This is a genomic window from Nitrospira sp., from assembly GCA_030692565.1.
GTDB lineage: Bacteria > Nitrospirota > Nitrospiria > Nitrospirales > Nitrospiraceae > Nitrospira_D.
Genome location: JAUYAO010000057.1, coordinates 162,992 through 179,466 on the forward strand (window position 1 = coordinate 162,992; position 16,475 = coordinate 179,466).

Here is a 16,475-nt window from a genome sequence, read left to right on the forward strand (position 1 = left end):
AAAGGAGACCGCGGCTGCGACGGTTATCGTGCGACAGGAAGTCCGCTGAAATAGTACGAAGAGATGGCGGCGGTTGTGGCGACGTTGAGGGAGTCGATCCCTCCGGCCAAAGGAATGGAATATCTGTGCGGCGATGCGGCGATGGAGGCAGGGAGCAAGCCCTGGCTCTCATTCCCTACTGCAATGATGGATCGAGATGCGCGCGCTGTAATACTTCTGAGATCACAGGCCTCAGGCGACAATACGACGGCGACATAGAGTACGCACCCTGAGGCTATCAGCGAAGACAGCTCGGCTCCTTGAAACACCGGAAGTGCGAGAATCGCTCCGGCTGTGCCCCGCACCACCTTCGGATGAAAACAGTCGACCGAGTCAGGACTGAGCCAGACACCTGACAGACCAAGCCCCGCGGCGGTTCGGATGATCGTGCCGACATTCGTTGGATCTTGTAGGTGTTCGCCATACACACCCAAGACTCGCTTCTGAGCCAACACTTCGCCTTCATTCCATTTCGGCAATCGGACAACCGCGAGAATTCCCTGCGGCACGTCTACATCAGAGAGCTTCTCAAAGGTCTCCTCCGGACAGGAATATTGCGTAGCCCGCAATGCGTTCCGAGCAGCGCGGCTCTCCTGGTCTTCCAGCTCAAGGTATCGGGTTGAAACCGTGAGGCTGACGATCTGTGCCGAAAAAGAATGAATGAGATCGCGACAGGCGTGAGCCCCTTCGATGACGAAGGCGCCTTCACTGAGACGTGACTTCTTGTCCTGGAGGAGATGCCGAACTAACGATCCCTGGGCACGAGTAAGAGGGCGGAGCAGAGCAGACACGTTCGACCCTCTTACCCTACTGAGCCAGGCCCGTAGAGAAACCCTGACAGAGAACTACCGCCGCTTCCGCTCGGACGCGGCTTCTGCGGCACGAATCCGCTGAGCCCTCGCCTTGGCGCGCTTGAGGAGCGTGAGCTTCCCGCGCGTGCGATCCTGCTCAGTCTGTAGCTTCTCGAGCTGTGACTTCAGGTGGGCTTTCTCTTGTTTATGTAAATCCGCGCATTCGGCTTTCGAGAGCAGCTTCCAATCGCCTGTATTGCCTGCCCGCTTTATCCGAGCATCCAGCGATTCGCGAAGCTGGCGCGCCCGCATCGTCATGAGTGATTTCAGGGCCTGCTGGCGCCGCTGCACTTCTTCTTCTTCGGCCATAATGCCACGAATGTCCGTTCCCAACATGTTCCCGCCCTCCTTCAAAGACCTAAGTTCGAACGGGCATATTGTACCTGAATTCACCTCTCACCTGCCACCAGGTAAAAAATGACATAAGTCATTGATGTGTATGCACTTTGTCAAATTCACATCATGGGGTCGCTTGCGGCAGAATCCGGACTTCTATATCATCCGCACATGCCAATCGGTGCACTCATACAGGCCTGGAGGCTCTCTCGAAACCAATCGATTGAAGCACTCTCAAAGACCGCCGGCATCTCGACGGCTCAGCTAGAAGACATTGAGGCCGATCAGGCCGATCCTTCTGCAGCAACCATTGAGTTACTCGCAACCGCCCTTCGCATCCCACCCGCATGGCTATTCGATACACCCAAATCGTTCGATTGCCTGTTCAATGAGTCCGGCGACGACGAGCCACCGCCGCCCGAACGCACAGACCCCGTCACCGAACGTATTCTGACCGGCTCTCGCTTGGATCGATCGCTGTATGTCATGCTGACGGCGCTGATGCAGGCAGGCGACCCCAAACTGCTCCGTGCAGCGGAAATGAGCCTTCGCAGTCTCGTCAAACAATCACGCCAGGCCTCTGTTCCCTGGCAACAACGGCCCCCGGGTCATTTCGAGCCGCCCAGCGGCTAGTTGCCGACATCGGCTGATATCTCTTACCCGGATCAACAGCCTGCTAGAAGATTTGCAGGATAAGGCATTTGAGATAGCGCGTCTCGGGCATGCTCGCCAGAATCGGATGATCGCCGCTCTGTCCCCGCTGCTCGATCAATCGGACTTCACGCTTGGCATCACGCGCAGCCAGACGTATGGCATCCCAAAACTGCAATTCAGAGATATGGTGAGAACAGGAACTCGTCACCAGAAAACCTTCCGGCTTCGTAAGTCTGATTCCAAGCAGATTGATATCTTTGTATCCGGTGAGTGCTTTCGGCACGGCCTGCTGACTCCTGGCGAACGCCGGAGGGTCAAGCATGACCATATCGTAGCGCTTCCCGGTTTTGACCAAGGATCGAAGTTCGTCGAAGGCATCCCCGGCGCGATACCGGCAGCGTGACTCGACATTATTCCGACGCGCATGCTCCCGCGCAATCACCAGCGAGTCTTCGCTGATATCCAACCCCTCAACCGATGTGGCGCCGGCCAGCGCCGCATGAATCCCGAATGCACCCGTATGGCAAAACGCCTCCAGCACTTCAGCGCCGTTGGCATACCGTGCCGCCGCCAACCGATTCTCGCGTTGATCGCAAAACCACCCGGTCTTCTGTCCGGACTCCATATCCACACGAAAGATGGCCTGCCCTTCGGTAATCTCGACGGTCGTCGCGCCGTTTCCTTTCGCAAAGCCCCGCTCCAGCGGCAATCCCTCAAGCGTCCGGCTTTTCGGATCATTCCGGAGATAAATCGTCTTCAGGCCGGTCACCTCTGCAAGCAGCTCGGCCAGCATCGCTTTTCGACGGTCCATCCCGAACGCCAGCGTCTGCATGACGAGCGCCTGATCGTAGCGATCCACAATCAATCCCGGCAGACGGTCGCCTTCGCCGTGGATGAGCCGGTACGCCGTCGAATTCGTCACGATCCGCTGTCGCAACCGCACCGCCTGACGCATCCGCTCAAGCCAGAACGGCTCATCGATCGGAATGTCTTCAAACGTGAGAAAACGAACCCGAATCTTGGACTCCGGGTTGTACAACCCTCGGCCGTAGAATCGTCCGGCAGGCGTGACCACATCGACCACATCACCGGCAACCGGCTGGCCTTCGATCTGCGCCACATGGCCGGCATAGAGCCAGAGATGGCCGGGCCCTTCTCGGCCCATCTGATGGAGTAACGTCACACGCGCAGTGGAGGCTTCCGTTTGTATTATCATGCGTCACTTATCCAACCTGGCGCTATCAAAGGTCAAGAGGATTCCCAGCCCTGCGCATCCGTGCCAAGGGAACGCTTGACGCTGCCCGGTCAGTATGGTGTGCTGCACGTAGTGACTCGCTTGCACCCGTTTCCCGGAGGATACAGATGACGCAACCGGCGACGATCGGAACGGCCGTCCTAGCCCGGCTTCATAGTCTGGGAGTCCGGCATATCTTCGGGATTCCCGGTGACTATGTCCTGTCGCTCTATCAATTGATCGAGGCCTCTCCGATTGCGCACATCGCGACGACTCGCGAAGACTGCGCGGGCTTTGCCGCGGATGCCTATGCCCGCATCAACGGCATCGGCGCCGCCTGCGTCACCTATTGTGTCGGCGGGCTCAACACCGTCAACGCGATCGCCTGCGCCTACGCAGAACGTTCTCCCGTCGTCCTGCTCACGGGATCGCCGGGACTCTCCGAACGCACGCGCACACCCTACATGCACCACATGGTCAGAGACTTCTCCACCCAACGGGAAGTCTTCGCACACATGACCGTCGCCGCCATCACGCTCGACGATCCCCTCACTGCCGAGCGAGAAATGGATCGGGCCTTCGCCGCTCTGCTCCGGTATCGTCGCCCCATCTACATTGAAATCCCGCGCGACATGGTGCATACGCCCCTGAGAAACACCGGCAAACCGATCTGCATTGAAGACGAGCCCAGCGACCCGGCGGCACTGGCCGAAGCCATCGGCGAAGTCCGCGCGATGCTGTCGGCCGCTCAACGCCCGGCGATATTAGTCGGAGCAGAAGTCGGACGATTCGGCCTGCATGACGATCTCGCACGGCTGGTCGAACGGCTGAACATTCCCATTGCGTCCACCCTGCTGGGAAAATCCGTGATTCGGGAAGACCACCCGCTGTATGTCGGTGTGTACGGAGGGCTGATCGGGCGGGATGAGGTCCAGCGGTTCATCAATGAGTCCGATTGTCTCCTGATTCTCGGATCGATTCTCTCCGATGTCGAAGATGTGGATGCCCACTCCCCGCTCATGACCGAAGGCCGGACCATCCACGCCACCGCCGACCGTGTCGCCATCAAACATCATCGGTATGAGGCCATCCGGTTCCAAGACTTTGTGCAGGGGCTCGGCGAGGCTCCGCTCCCCAGCTTCCCGTCACGTCCTCTGCCGGTCCAGTCGATCCCCGTCAGCCCACCGTTGGATCCCAAGGGGCCGATCACGCTGCGCGGACTATTCAGCCATCTGGACACGGTTCTGAATGACCAGACGCTGGTGATCGCCGACGTCGGAGAATCGCTCTTCGCCGCCGCCGACCTACACGTCCATCGACGCTTCGAATTCCTCTCTCCCGCCTACTACACCTCCATGGGGTTTGCGATTCCGGCCGCGCTCGGCGCCTCCTGCGCCGACCCGACCCTCCGCCCGATCGTGCTCGTCGGAGACGGAGCGTTCCAGATGACCGGAACGGAACTGTCCAGCTGCGTGCGCTACGGACAGGCCCCCATCGTGATCATTCTCAACAACCACGGCTACTCCACCGAACGAGAAATCCTCGAAGGCCCGTTCAACGATATTCACGAGTGGCAGTACGAACGCATCTGCGATCTGGTAGGTGGAGGTGTGGGCTCCCGCGTCACAACCCAACGGGACTTTGAACAGCGCGTCGCCGCCGCGCTGGCCGATCCCGCACAGATACACGTGCTCAACGTGCTGCTGGATCCGGCCGATCGCTCCCCCGGCATGGTCCGTCTGGCACGTCGCCTTGGCAAAAAACTTTCAACGGATAAGCCCTAGGACTTCGAGGGTACCAGGCCGATTGAGCCGGCACGGTGCTCGTTCGGCACCAACTTTTCCGCCGACACACCGCTCCCGGCTTGAATGGCCCGGCCACGGGGAGGATAATTCACGGCACGGACACGCATGAAATATACACCTCCACAATGGGCTATTTCATCGGGTGTGGCTGCACTGACGGTCGGGCTCTTGGTCATCGACCTCCACACACCGCTCGGTGTGACCAATCATATCCTCTATCTCGGCCCGGTACTTCTGTCGCTGCTTTCTTCACAACGGTGGTATCCATATATCATCGCCGGCACCGTCACGGCCTTGATCATCGTCGCAGGGCTCCTGAGCGAGAACCCGCATAACGTTCCTCTGTGGGTACCTATTTCCAACCGGGCCTTCAGCATCTGGGCCATGTGGGTGCCCGTCTGGCACTTTGCCCAGCGCCGCAAGCACGAACTCCTCCTCCAACAGATGAACGCTGAACTGGAAGAACGGGTACAGGATCGCACCCAGCAACTCGCCAGGGTCAACGAGGCGCTGGTCGCCGAGATCACGGAGCGTATGCGCACCGAGCATTCCCTCGAATTCAGCCGACTCGAATTAAAACGGCTGGCATCACAACTGATTCAGGTCCAGGAGGATGAACGACGAAGAATTTCACGCGATCTCCACGATGATATCAACCAGCGGCTCGCGCTCCTGTCCATCGAACTGGAGGGAATTCAGCGGCAGATGCCGGCGCTCACGCAGCCGCTCGCCCAGGCCATCCGATCGATTTCGGACCGCGTAGCCGAGCTCTCCGAAGATGTGCGCCATCTCGCCTATCACTACCACCCCTCGATCCTCGACGACCTCGGCCTCTCCATCGCCCTGCAGCGACTGGTGGAGGATATCGGTTCCCGCAACCATCTTGAGGCCCGTATCACCTGCCACGATTTGCCGAAAACGCTTTCGCAGGACGTGGCGACGTGCCTGTATCGCATCGCGCAGGAAAGTTTGAACAATGTCGTCCGCCACGCGAAGGCGTCGCGGGTCGAAGTTGCCTTGACTCAGTCCAGCATGGGACTGCTCTTCACGATCGCCGATAACGGCGTTGGATTCCCCCAGAATCTTCGGCGACCTGAAGCAGGAGGTCTCGGTTTATTGAGCATGAAGGAGCGGGTGGCCCTAATCGGAGGCACGTTGACGATCGACTCTGTCATCGGCAGCGGCACAACGCTTCACGCCAGCATTCCCTTGATGGAGGAGATGTGACAAAACCCCGAGTGCTTCTTGCCGACGACCACACATTAGTCCTGGACGGCTACCGCAAATTACTGGAGGGATCCTGCGACATTGTCGGGGCCGCAGAAGACGGCCGCACGCTGCTGAAGATGGCCCATCAATTCCAGCCGGACATTGTGACCCTCGATATTTCCATGCCCCATCTGAACGGCATCGACGCCGCCCGCAAACTCCACAAGGATTTGCCGGACACGAGAATCATCTTCGTCACCATGCATGCCGACCAGGCGTATGTGAACGAAGCCTTTAAGGCCGGCGCCAAAGGCTACCTCCTCAAACGCTCGGCCGGATCGGAACTCGTCCAGGCTATTCACGCCGTCATGAGCGGACATAACTACATTACCCCACTGATAGCAAAGGGATTAGTGCAGTCTGTTGTGACCGGACGAACGCCGTCTACGAAGCGCGGCGATGCCTTGACGCCGCGCCAGCGCGAAGTGTTGCAACTGGTCGCGGAAGGGAACACCGTGAAAGAAATTGCGACCGCCCTCGACATCTCTCCTAAAACCGTCGAGTTTCACAAGACACACTTAATGGATCAGCTGGATCTCCACACCACGGCCGAGCTCACCCGGTATGCCCTGACCCACGGGCTCATTTCATCGTAACTCCCGTTCTGCCGCTACTCCCGGGCTTTCGCTGGGAAAACCCAGGGATTTCCCCAGCTCTACCTGGGGACCTGTCTAGTACTGTCTCACTTCTCAAAGGCTTACACTCCCACCTACGGAGCGTAGCCAATCGGGCACGTGCGTTCCGCACCATCATCTCCATGGAGGTGCGCCATGAAACGGACTCGAATCCTGCTGGCGGACGATCACCCGCAAATCCGAGAACTCCTCCGCGTCATTCTGGAACCGGAATTTAGAGTCGTCGGCGCAGCGGAGGATGGCGAAACACTCTTGCAATATGCCCAGAGCCTGCAACCGGATGTGATCATCTCCGACATCAACATGCCGAAAGTAGACGGCCTCCAAGCCGCGCGGCTCCTGAAAGATATCGCCCCCCACTCACGGGTCATCTTTCTGACCGCCCACGCCGAATCTTCTTATGTGGACGCCGCCTTTGCCGCGGGGGCAGTCGGCTATCTCATTAAAGGCGCAACCACGGACTTGGTCGGCTCGTTACGGTCCTTGATCGACAGCGGTCGCGCACAGAATATCGCACCGTCCATCCCCCCGAGGCCGGCAAGACCATCAGCCCCGGCGACGGGAGTACGACCGGCCCACTAGGTTGGGTTGGAACACGGCCAGATTGATCGGATCACTTGAGAGGGAACCGCAATGGCTATGCGAATGACACTCTGCGGATTTTGTCGACGTCTCACCGGCGAAAGGGTCGAGGCAAGTCCAGCCAACGGCGAGCAGGAGGCAGGGCCATCGAAGGACGCTCCGCCCCTCCCGGAGAACGTCAAGATCGAAGAGGCCTATTGCCGTGACTGTGAGCGATTCTACGACCAACTCCTCACCTTCGGTCGAGGGTACCTCCCCTCTGTTGACGGGGATCTGCCGGAACCTCCGGCCCGTGCGATCCCGCAGCCGGCAATGACAACAGGATTTCGGGCATAGAGGACTCATCCGTATGGCCACGTCCACACAGGGGAAGGGATCCGACATGGAGACGCACGCCGGCCTCACATGCGCCCGCTGTCAGGGTCCGACCGTTTCAGAAGTATTTGTCGATTGGACATCCGGAGGGGGACATCTGTCGTTTCCCGGACAACGGTGTCTGCTCTGCGGGGACATCACCGATTCGCTCATCCTCTCCCATCGTGCCACCCGCCCCAGGCCAGGCGCCTGCAAAGCACGCCCCCCGCGGGGACAGTCCCTCGGGGCCGTATCGATCGGAGCAGAACGCCTGCGCCACTCCAGCGGGGACCATCCGCAATGAGACTGGCCTCCTTGAACCGGCACGACATGATGACAAAACAGGAACCCCATTTGTCGACAGAATCATCGGTGCGGCGGCGCATCCTCGTCATCGATCATGATGATGACGTCCGCCTGGCTGTCTGCAGCCAGTTGGCCCAGTGGGGATTCGAGGCTGAAGGGGAAGACAACGGCGTATCGGGACTCGCACGTCTCGCTCAATCAGCTCCCGCCTCGGCATTCGCAGGCATGCTGCTCGAAATGGATATGCCGGTCCTCGGCGGCATGGCCGTCCTCCAGGAAATGAAGGACCGCCATCCAACCATCCCGGTCATTGTCATGGCGCGCACGCCCCACATCGACAAGCTTCGAAGCGCAGTCAGGATGTGGGCGCAAGAATACCTCGTGAAACCCTTTGACCCGGAGCTTTTGAAGCTGAAATGCGCCTCGGTGTTCTCCGGACCGCCGCACTGAACGTAAAATGAATGGCAGACCGTCTCCAGCACAGTCAGACCAATGGGTGACCGAAGACCAACGGCCAATCACGTGGCATCGACTCATAGCGGTGCCTCCTGAACGGGATTCGTCGAAAGCAATCGGGCTCCCCTTGGTCTGGCTCTGGATGCGCCACAATGCCACGTACTAACCCCATAGGAACAGTCACCGTGTTCGTCGACCCAGATCCCCCTGAGTAGACCGCCACCGAGAGCTCAGACACCGGCCGGAATCGACGGAACGATCGCCCAAGCCAGTCCTGACACTGTTCACGAAACATCCACAGCCTCTGGGAAGCCAGGCTCGATTTCCCTGCTGTGGGTACCAGGAAGATGTACACATGACCGACCGAACTGATGCGCCGAACACCCGTACGATCCTCGTCATCGACGACGATCCCGATATTCGCAAACTCCTCCGGTTCGCGCTTGAAGAAGCTGGCTATGACGTTCGGGAAGCCCAAGAAGGAGATGCCGGATTGGCGATCGCCAGACAGGAAGAGTGCGCTCTGGCGATTGTGGATCTGTTCATGCCCGGCAAAGAAGGACTGGAAACGATTCTCGCCTTACGGCGTGAAAGGCCGCAGATCAAACTGATCGCCATGAGCGGGGGAAGCGGCCAGACCGATATGTTGCCTGCGGCTAAATCGTTTGGCGCCGACCGGACAATCCATAAACCCTACGAGCTCGACACACTACTGACGTCGATCGCCGCGCTGCTCTCACAACAGTGACCTCCATTCGGTCGATACAGCAGCCGGCGTTTACTGCGCACAGAAAGGGATGCCATGTATAGAAGGAATCCGGGGTTCTCCGTCACTCATCGCGCACTCCGACTGGTGGGGCTATTCATTGGAGCCGGGCTCCTGGCGGCCTGCGCAGCAGCTTCACCCAACGCTACTCCGTTGCGGACCCACTACATCCACATTCAGGATGCCGTCAGCCCACAGCGCTTGGATGTCCATGTCGGAGACGAAGTACGGTGGCAGAACCTGCGTCAGGAGCCGGTCAAGATCGGCCTACTCAGTCAATTGTCAGAATCAGGCGTTTCCTGCCAGACAGGTTTCTCGCGTTTCGGGGCACTTGATGATACCGCCACCATCCCGCCCAATGCGTACGTGAGTCTCTGCTTTGCCCGTACTGGCTCGATTCAATATAATATCTGGCTGAATCTCCAAGATCCGTTCAGAAGCATGACTCCCACCGCAAAAATCGTGGTGTCCGCCAGAGCAACCTAACGATGGAACTGATATGCTGACCGCTCTCACCAGAGTACTGTATATGAACATTCGCTCAGGTCTTTTGCTCGCGTGCCTCGTCGCGGCACTATCTAGCGCCGCGATGCCGGCTTCGCTTGCCTTCGCGTTGGAGCCGGCCCCATCGGCCTATACACTCGACTCGATTCTCGACCTGGCCTTGGCGAGAAATCCGGCCGTGTCGTCCGCAGAAGGGACTATCGATCAGCAGCGCGGCCAACAGACCGCCGCCGGCGCCTATCCGAATCCTACCGTCACCGGATACATGGGCTACGGTGAAGTGCGGGACACCGGTCGGGCCAATATCCGCGAATCCCTCCGACGTGAAACGCTCACCGAATACAACGTGACCATCGGACAGCCGTTGGAATGGCCGTCGATGCGAAAGGCTCGCCAAGGGGTGGCAGACGCGGGACTGGCGACCGCCAACGCCGGCATGTCGGAAACACGCTTGCACCTGACCACGCAAGTCAAGGTCGCCTTCTACGACCTATTGCTGGCCCAACGGGATGCCGCGCTCGCCCGGCAAAATCTGGAAATCGTCGAAAGCGTCGCCCGGATCGTCAAAGCGCGGGTGAAGTCAGGAGAGGCGCCGCAGTTCGAATCGATCAAATCCGAAGTCGAGGTCCTGAAGGCCAAACAACAGCTCGCCCGCGCCGAAAACGCCGTCCGCATCAACCGGGCGGTGGTGGATACCCTGACCGGCGGCGCGCTCGGACCAACCTATGTGATTCAGGGCGACTTCATGGGCATGTCGAAGGAAGTCCACCTTGACGGACTGATTGTCCGCATGGGCACCCAGCATCCGACCATTGAACGGCTGCTGAAATCGGTCGAACAATCGGACTGGAAAATCGAATTTGAACGGCAATCAAGAATTCCCAGCGTGACGGTCAACGGCAGCTATTGGCGCGAGATCGGCCGGGAAGCGGTGCAAGGAGGGCTGTCCATCCCGATGCCGCTCTGGTACCGCCGGGAGGGAGAAATCGCCGCGTCGTTAGGGTCCAAGCGACATCATGAAGCCGAGCTGCTGCGGACGCGCAACGAACTGGCGAGGGCCATTTTCCAGCATTATCAAGATGCCAGAACGACGGCCGAATTGATCGACGTGTTCGACAAGGGCTTGCTGAAACAAGCGCAAGAAGCCTTACGACTCGCTCAGTTTAGTTTCCAGCAAGGGGCGTCGAGCCTGCTCGACGTCTTTGATGCTCAGCGCGTGCAACGCCAGATCCAGATGGACTACGCCCAAGCGCGGTACGAATTGTCGGTCTCCCTGGCTCGCCTGGAACGAGCCGTGGGAGGCGCCCTATGACCTTGCAGCCACCCTGTCGCAGCCGATGCGGCACACTGGAGAATGCTTCCGTTATGAGCTCACCATTGCACGTCCAACTTCATCTCCTTGCAGGCCTGCTGGTCGCTGCGCTCCTGGCTCATTCAGGATGCAACCAGGCGCCGGGCGATGCCGCCGTGGCCAATCGGCCCGGCGCCGACTCAGCCCCCGGCATCGTTGCCCTGACCGCGGAAGAATCCGTCCGCATCGGCCTGGTCATCCAGCCGGCGACTCGAAGCGATTTCCGCACCTCTCGGGACTTTCCCGCGATCCTACAACCGAATGAACGCGCGATGGCGGACATTACAACCCTGGTCCGCGGGCGGGTCGTGGACGTCTACGCAGACTTGGGACAACAGGTCGAAGCCAACGCCCTCCTAGCCATCCTCTACAGCAGCGACCTGGGCCTGGCACAATCCGCCTATCTGAAGTCGCGAGCCAAACTCCATGTCGCCGAGCAAGCCTACGCGCGGGCCAAGTTCCTGCTGCAGGAACAAGTGATCGGGGAAGCGGAAGCCCAGCGACGGCAGGCGGAACTGTTCAGCATGCAGGCGGAAGCCCATGAAGCGCGCGATCACCTGAAGCTCCTCGGCATGAACGAGGGAGAATTCCGCCGACTCGACAAAAGCCGGGACATCCGATCCCATGTGCCGATCGTGGCCCCCTTTGCCGGCCGCATCATCGGACGCAACCTGACCAGAGGAGAGGTCGTCGAGACCACCGAGAAGCTCTTCGTGGTCGCCGATCTTTCCGAAGTCTGGGTGCGGGCCAACATCCCGGAAAAAGACATTCCGTTCGTCCACACCGTCCATGCCTCCGGTGGCAGGCAGGCCGAAGTGCGCATCAATGCCTATCCGAAGGAAACCTTCAAGGGAACGATCACCTATGTCGGCGATGTCCTGGATCCCTCCACCCGCACGATGCAGCTGCGGCTCGAACTTCCCAATCCCGAGGGACGGCTGAAACCGGAGATGTTCGCCACAATCCGCCTCTTCTCCGAATCGCAGCCTGACCGGTTGGCCGTCCCGGAAGCCGCGCTCCAACGGGACCAGAACCGGACGTTCGTCTTCGTGCAACGCAACGTTACCGAGTATGAAGTCCGCGAGGTCCAAGTCGGAGAATCCAACGGCACCCATAGCACTATCCTCGGAGGCCTCACCGAAGGCGAACCGGTCGTCACGCACGGCGCCTTCATCTTGAAATCCGAGTTCTTGAAGAAACAAGTCTGATGGTTACCCGCCTGCTCGACATTTCACTGCGCCAGCGCATGCTCATCGTGATCTTCGCCATCATGCTCGGCATCGGAGGACTCTATTCCTTTCGCACCATCCCGATCGACGCCTTTCCCGATGTCACCAGCGTGCTGGTGCAAGTCGTCACCAAGGCGCCCGGGTTGTCTCCAGCCGAAGTCGAACGGCTGGTGACCTACCCGATCGAACTGCAACTGACCGGCGTCCCCGCGCTCATGGAAATGCGGTCCCTGACCAAGGTCGGGCTGTCCCTGGTGACCATCGTGTTCGACGATGCGATGGACATCAACCTCGCGCGCCAGCTCGTGCTCGAGCGTCTGATCGAAGTCAAGGAGCAGCTCCCCCCGGGCACGGAACCGATGCTCGTGCCGAACAGCACGGGGTTGGGCGAGGTCTTCCAGTACTACCTGGCCGACGCCCGCGCTCCCGCCCTGGACGAAGCGGTAACCCACCAGCAGTTGATCGATCAACGCACCCTCCAGGACTGGATTATCCGGCCGCTGCTGAAGAGCACGCCCGAGGTGATCGATGTGAACTCCATGGGCGGCTTCGTCAAACAGTATCAAGTGCTGGTCGAGCCGGCCATGCTGCGCAAATACAATCTGACCCTCCGCGAGGTCTTCGACGCCGTCGCCAGCAATAACGCCAACGCCGGCGGCAACATTCTGGAGAAACACGACGAGAAATATATTGTGCGCGGGATCGGCCTGATTCGGTCGCTCGAAGACGTCGGGCGCATCGTCATCAAGGAAGCCGGCGGCACGCCGGTCTTTGTCAGCGATGTGGCGCAGGTGTTGATCGACCATGCGGTCCGGCACGGGGCAACCGTGCTCAACGGAGATCGCGAGGTGGTCAGCGGGATCGTCCTCATGTTGCGCGGGGGGAACGCGCGTGACGTCGTCGAAAGCATCAAGGCGCGCATCGACGACATACACCGTCTGCATCTGCTGCCGGACGGATTGCGTATCGTGCCGTTCTATGACCGGATCGAATTGATCACGTCCGCTTTGAATACGGTGTATAAATCTCTCGCCGAAGGCGTCGTGCTGGTCGTCGTGGTGCTGGTGCTTTTTCTGGGCAATCTGCGCAGCGCACTGATCGTCGTCGCAACCCTGGTGCTGGCCCCGCTGGCCACGTTCATCGTCATGGGCCAAGTCGGACTCACGGCCAATCTCATGTCGCTGGGCGGGCTGGCGATCGCCATCGGCATGATCGTGGACGGCTCCGTGGTCGTCGTCGAGAATGTGTACCGGCACCTCTCAGAGCACTCGTCCGCTGCCGTCCCGCGCCTGGAGCTGATCACCAGATCCGTCAAGGAAGTCGGACAGCCGGTCGTGTTCGGAATCCTGATCATTACTCTGGTATTCCTGCCGCTCTTGTCCCTGCATGGGATGGAGGGCAAGATGTTCAAACCGCTCGCCTACACCATCATGATCGCCCTGCTGGCCTCCCTGGTGCTGTCGCTCACGCTCTCGCCGGTCCTCTGCTCTCTCATGTTGAAGCGAGGGACCGAGGAAGACCCCTGGATCGTCCGCTGGACCAAGCGCCTCTATGCCCCGTCGCTCCGGTGGGCATTGGGACATACCAGTATCGTGCTGGTGGGCGCAGTGGGCTCGCTGCTCGGCAGCCTGGCGCTGTTTCCGTTCCTGGGAAGCGAATTTATCCCGATTCTCAACGAAGGATCCGTCGCTCCGCAAACGATCCGGTTGCCGAGCGTCTCCCTCCCTGCGTCTATCGAAATCGAAAAGCGTATGCAGCAGGCTATGATGGAATTTCCGGAAGTGGAGATGGTCGTCTCGAAGATCGGACGCACGGAACTGGGGAACGATCCGCAGGAACCGAACGAAAGCGACCCCGTCGTCCGACTCCGCCCGCTGGACCAATGGACGACCGCCCGGACGATGCCTGAATTGATGCAGAAATTCCGAGAGCGGTTGACGAGGATCCCGGGCGCGACGTTCCTGATCAGCCAGCCCATCCAACAGCGGGTCGACGAGCTGATCTCCGGCGTCCGGACAGAAGCGACCGTCAAGCTGTTCGGGGAGGAGCTGGAGATCTTGCGCAGCAAGGCCGAGGAGATCGCCGGCCAGCTGAGCACCGTGCGCGGGGTGCGGGATATCAAGATCGAGCAACTCTTCGGACAGCCCTATCTTACCATCGACATCGATCGCGGCAAGATTGCGCGGCACGCCATCAATGTGTCCGACGTGCGGGACATCATCGGCACCGCGATCGGCGGCGAAGTCGCGACTCGCGTCTACGAGGGGCAGCAACGATTTGAGCTGCTCGTCCGCTTCCCGGAGCAATACCGGAACAGCGCCGAGACGATCAGCAACATTCTCGTCACCGGAAGGGACGGAGCCCTGATCCCTCTCGCCGACCTGGGAAGCGTCCGCCTTGAGGAAGGCCCCGGCCGGATCAGCCGGGAAAAGCTCCAACGGTATGTCTCCATCGGGTTCAATACGATGGGACGCGACATCGGCAGTTTGGTCGCTGAAGCACAGCAGAAGATCGCCACCCAGGTGGTGCTTCCCGCCGGCTATACCGCCGCCTGGGGAGGCTCGTTCGAAAATATGGAGCGGGCGATGGCCAAACTCCGGCTCATCGTTCCCATCACCATCGGATTGATCTTCCTGTTGCTGTACTCCACCTTCGACTCGCTGCGTCAGGCCGCTCTCATCATTTTGAACCTGCCCTTCGCTCTGATCGGCGGGGTGGTCGCGCTCTGGCTGACCGGGGAATATCTCAGCGTGCCGGCCTCGATCGGGTTCATCAACCTCTTCGGCGTGGCCGTGCTGAACGGCATCGTGCTGGTCTCGTGCATGAATGCCCTGCGCGAGGAAGGCGCGTCGCTGGATGAAGCCGTGATGTCCGGGGCGTTGCTGCGCCTGCGACCGGTCCTCATGACCGCCCTGGTCGCGTTGCTGGGGTTGGTCCCTCTCGCCTTCGCCCATGGAATCGGCTCGGAGGTTCAGCGCCCGTTGGCCATCGTCGTCATCGGCGGACTGGTTAGCTCCACGTTGCTGACGTTGATCGTGCTGCCGATCCTCTATCGATGGATTGAAGGAAGTACCCAACAGGACACTCCGCCGACCGACAGCCGCCCCGTTATCGAACCAGCCCATGAAGGGCAATAGCCCTGGTGCAATCTCATCAGATCGTCGGAACGTTTCAACAACCTGCGCATGACAAGCGCTTCGTGAAAGGCACCCTGACAATCTCGATACCATGAACGTGCGACCCACGATCAAGCAGGAATGGTCCCTATTGGTCAGCGGCGGCACCTCGGTGGCCTTTCTTGTCTTCGGACAGAGATGGCTGGGGGATCTTTCGCACCAGACGTGGTTTGCACTCATGTTCGTGTGGCTCTTCACCGTCATCCTGCTGTCGGCTTTTGCCGTCGTCCGCCATGCCGAAAGCCTAGCGACGAAACTGGGGGAACCGGGGGGAACGCTCATTCTGACGCTGGCTGTCACCGGGATTGAAGTTATGATGATCAGCGCCGTCATGCTGACCGGCAAAGGCAACCCATCGCTCGCGCGGGATGCGATGTTCGCCGTCGTGATGATCACCCTCAATGGAATGATCGGCTTTTCCCTCCTGCTGGGAGGACTGCGGTATCACGAACAGACGTACAATCTGCAAGGAGCGAACGCCTTCCTAGCGGTGATTATCCCCCTGGCCGTGCTTGGCCTGGTCCTGCCAAATTTTACGATGTCTTCTCCGGGTCCGACGTTATCGCCTCGCCAATCGACCTTTTTGATCATCATGTCGATCGGACTCTATGCGGTTTTTCTCGCCATGCAGATTTCCCGCCATCGGAATTACTTTATGGCGCCGGCTTCGCTCGAACCGACGGAAGCCCCCTACTTCAAATGCTCGTCCGACGACCAAGACCGCTCGGGGTTACACCTGATGCTGTTGCTGGTAGCGCATCTACTGCCTGTCGTCATTCTGGCCGGACAGATTGCGGTCCCTATTACCCACGCCATCCATGAATTACACGCTCCCGCGGCCTTGGCCGGGGTGCTCGTATCTGTGCTGGTGTTGTCTCCTGAGTCGATGAGCGCGGTGCGTGCCGCATCGCCAGCTTCTATTTTCTTT

General features: G+C 59.7%; 16 protein-coding genes and 1 pseudogene. 13 read left to right on the forward strand and 4 right to left on the reverse strand.

From position 1 onward, the window contains the following. Nucleotides 1-23 precede the first annotated feature (23 nt). Together Q8N04_16405 and Q8N04_16410 are read right to left on the reverse strand one after the other, a co-directional pair. A complete protein-coding gene (locus tag Q8N04_16405; protein MDP3092256.1) occupies nucleotides 24-830 on the reverse strand; it encodes an RNA methyltransferase in 807 nt (268 codons plus the stop codon). Nucleotides 831-884: 54 nt separating this feature from the next. Continuing rightward, a complete protein-coding gene (locus Q8N04_16410; GenBank protein ID MDP3092257.1) occupies nucleotides 885-1,226 on the reverse strand; it encodes a hypothetical protein in 342 nt (113 codons plus the stop codon). A 171-nt stretch (nucleotides 1,227-1,397) separates the two neighbouring features. On the opposite strand from Q8N04_16410, the gene Q8N04_16415 reads away from it, so the two are divergent. After that, complete coding sequence (locus Q8N04_16415; GenBank protein ID MDP3092258.1) at nucleotides 1,398-1,859, forward strand: helix-turn-helix transcriptional regulator; 462 nt, start codon at nucleotides 1,398-1,400, stop codon at nucleotides 1,857-1,859. A 43-nt stretch (nucleotides 1,860-1,902) separates the two neighbouring features. Here the strand turns inward: Q8N04_16415 and Q8N04_16420 are convergent, their stop codons facing one another. After that, nucleotides 1,903-3,096 (reverse strand): class I SAM-dependent rRNA methyltransferase, encoded by a 1,194-nt coding sequence (locus Q8N04_16420; GenBank protein ID MDP3092259.1) that lies wholly within the window; start codon nucleotides 3,094-3,096, stop codon nucleotides 1,903-1,905. Nucleotides 3,097-3,242: 146 nt separating this feature from the next. Here Q8N04_16420 and Q8N04_16425 point away from each other — a divergent pair, with 146 nt between their 5' ends. Next, the gene (locus tag Q8N04_16425; protein ID MDP3092260.1) at nucleotides 3,243-4,898 is read left to right on the forward strand and encodes a thiamine pyrophosphate-binding protein; all 1,656 of its coding nucleotides are present in this window, start codon (nucleotides 3,243-3,245) and stop codon (nucleotides 4,896-4,898) included. Here the strand turns inward: Q8N04_16425 and Q8N04_16430 are convergent. Further along, the gene (locus tag Q8N04_16430; GenBank protein MDP3092261.1) at nucleotides 4,895-5,026 is read right to left on the reverse strand and encodes a hypothetical protein; all 132 of its coding nucleotides are present in this window, start codon (nucleotides 5,024-5,026) and stop codon (nucleotides 4,895-4,897) included. The genes Q8N04_16425 and Q8N04_16430 overlap by 4 nt on opposite strands. Between Q8N04_16430 and Q8N04_16435 the strand changes: the two genes are divergently transcribed. From Q8N04_16435 to Q8N04_16485, 11 genes and pseudogenes are all read left to right on the forward strand, one after another. Then, the gene (locus tag Q8N04_16435) at nucleotides 5,025-6,146 is read left to right on the forward strand and encodes a sensor histidine kinase (GenBank protein ID MDP3092262.1); all 1,122 of its coding nucleotides are present in this window, start codon (nucleotides 5,025-5,027) and stop codon (nucleotides 6,144-6,146) included. The two genes, Q8N04_16430 and Q8N04_16435, sit on opposite strands and share 2 nt — an antisense overlap. Then, nucleotides 6,143-6,784 (forward strand): response regulator transcription factor, encoded by a 642-nt coding sequence (locus Q8N04_16440; protein MDP3092263.1) that lies wholly within the window; start codon nucleotides 6,143-6,145, stop codon nucleotides 6,782-6,784. Before Q8N04_16435 ends, Q8N04_16440 begins: the two co-directional genes overlap by 4 nt. Nucleotides 6,785-6,958: 174 nt before the next feature. Then, nucleotides 6,959-7,405: a response regulator transcription factor gene (locus Q8N04_16445; protein MDP3092264.1), complete on the forward strand. Its 447-nt coding sequence runs from the start codon at nucleotides 6,959-6,961 to the stop codon at nucleotides 7,403-7,405. A 349-nt stretch (nucleotides 7,406-7,754) separates the two neighbouring features. Next, nucleotides 7,755-8,063, forward strand: a complete 309-nt coding sequence (locus Q8N04_16450) for a hypothetical protein (protein ID MDP3092265.1) — start codon at nucleotides 7,755-7,757, stop codon at nucleotides 8,061-8,063. Between the two features lie 50 nt (nucleotides 8,064-8,113). After that, nucleotides 8,114-8,515, forward strand: a complete 402-nt coding sequence (locus Q8N04_16455; GenBank protein ID MDP3092266.1) for a response regulator — start codon at nucleotides 8,114-8,116, stop codon at nucleotides 8,513-8,515. Nucleotides 8,516-8,876: 361 nt separating this feature from the next. Next, nucleotides 8,877-9,269, forward strand: a complete 393-nt coding sequence (locus Q8N04_16460; protein MDP3092267.1) for a response regulator — start codon at nucleotides 8,877-8,879, stop codon at nucleotides 9,267-9,269. Nucleotides 9,270-9,323: 54 nt separating this feature from the next. Next, nucleotides 9,324-9,773 (forward strand): hypothetical protein, encoded by a 450-nt coding sequence (locus Q8N04_16465; GenBank protein MDP3092268.1) that lies wholly within the window; start codon nucleotides 9,324-9,326, stop codon nucleotides 9,771-9,773. 43 nt (nucleotides 9,774-9,816) lie between these two features. Beyond that, nucleotides 9,817-11,103 carry a TolC family protein gene (locus Q8N04_16470; protein ID MDP3092269.1) on the forward strand — a complete coding sequence of 429 codons (1,287 nt, stop codon included), beginning with the start codon at nucleotides 9,817-9,819 and terminating at the stop codon, nucleotides 11,101-11,103. Between the two features lie 53 nt (nucleotides 11,104-11,156). Further along, a complete protein-coding gene (locus Q8N04_16475; GenBank protein MDP3092270.1) occupies nucleotides 11,157-12,350 on the forward strand; it encodes an efflux RND transporter periplasmic adaptor subunit in 1,194 nt (397 codons plus the stop codon). After that, the gene (locus tag Q8N04_16480) at nucleotides 12,350-15,508 is read left to right on the forward strand and encodes a CusA/CzcA family heavy metal efflux RND transporter (GenBank protein ID MDP3092271.1); all 3,159 of its coding nucleotides are present in this window, start codon (nucleotides 12,350-12,352) and stop codon (nucleotides 15,506-15,508) included. The genes Q8N04_16475 and Q8N04_16480 overlap by 1 nt, the downstream gene beginning before the upstream one ends. Nucleotides 15,509-15,725: 217 nt before the next feature. Next, a pseudogene (locus tag Q8N04_16485) lies at nucleotides 15,726-16,169 on the forward strand (calcium:proton antiporter). The last annotated feature ends 306 nt before the right edge of the window (nucleotides 16,170-16,475 follow it).

Coding starts and splice junctions, on each gene's coding strand:
- Q8N04_16410 (MDP3092257.1), bottom strand. CDS start 1,226: ATGTTGGGAACGGACATTCGTGGCATTATGGCCGAAGAAGAAGAAGTG.
- Q8N04_16415 (MDP3092258.1), top strand. CDS start 1,398: ATGCCAATCGGTGCACTCATACAGGCCTGGAGGCTCTCTCGAAACCAA.
- Q8N04_16420 (MDP3092259.1), bottom strand. CDS start 3,096: ATGATAATACAAACGGAAGCCTCCACTGCGCGTGTGACGTTACTCCAT.
- Q8N04_16425 (MDP3092260.1), top strand. CDS start 3,243: ATGACGCAACCGGCGACGATCGGAACGGCCGTCCTAGCCCGGCTTCAT.
- Q8N04_16435 (MDP3092262.1), top strand. CDS start 5,025: ATGAAATATACACCTCCACAATGGGCTATTTCATCGGGTGTGGCTGCA.
- Q8N04_16430 (MDP3092261.1), bottom strand. CDS start 5,026: ATGCGTGTCCGTGCCGTGAATTATCCTCCCCGTGGCCGGGCCATTCAA.
- Q8N04_16445 (MDP3092264.1), top strand. CDS start 6,959: ATGAAACGGACTCGAATCCTGCTGGCGGACGATCACCCGCAAATCCGA.
- Q8N04_16450 (MDP3092265.1), top strand. CDS start 7,755: ATGGCCACGTCCACACAGGGGAAGGGATCCGACATGGAGACGCACGCC.
- Q8N04_16460 (MDP3092267.1), top strand. CDS start 8,877: ATGACCGACCGAACTGATGCGCCGAACACCCGTACGATCCTCGTCATC.
- Q8N04_16465 (MDP3092268.1), top strand. CDS start 9,324: ATGTATAGAAGGAATCCGGGGTTCTCCGTCACTCATCGCGCACTCCGA.
- Q8N04_16470 (MDP3092269.1), top strand. CDS start 9,817: ATGAACATTCGCTCAGGTCTTTTGCTCGCGTGCCTCGTCGCGGCACTA.
- Q8N04_16475 (MDP3092270.1), top strand. CDS start 11,157: ATGAGCTCACCATTGCACGTCCAACTTCATCTCCTTGCAGGCCTGCTG.
- Q8N04_16480 (MDP3092271.1), top strand. CDS start 12,350: ATGGTTACCCGCCTGCTCGACATTTCACTGCGCCAGCGCATGCTCATC.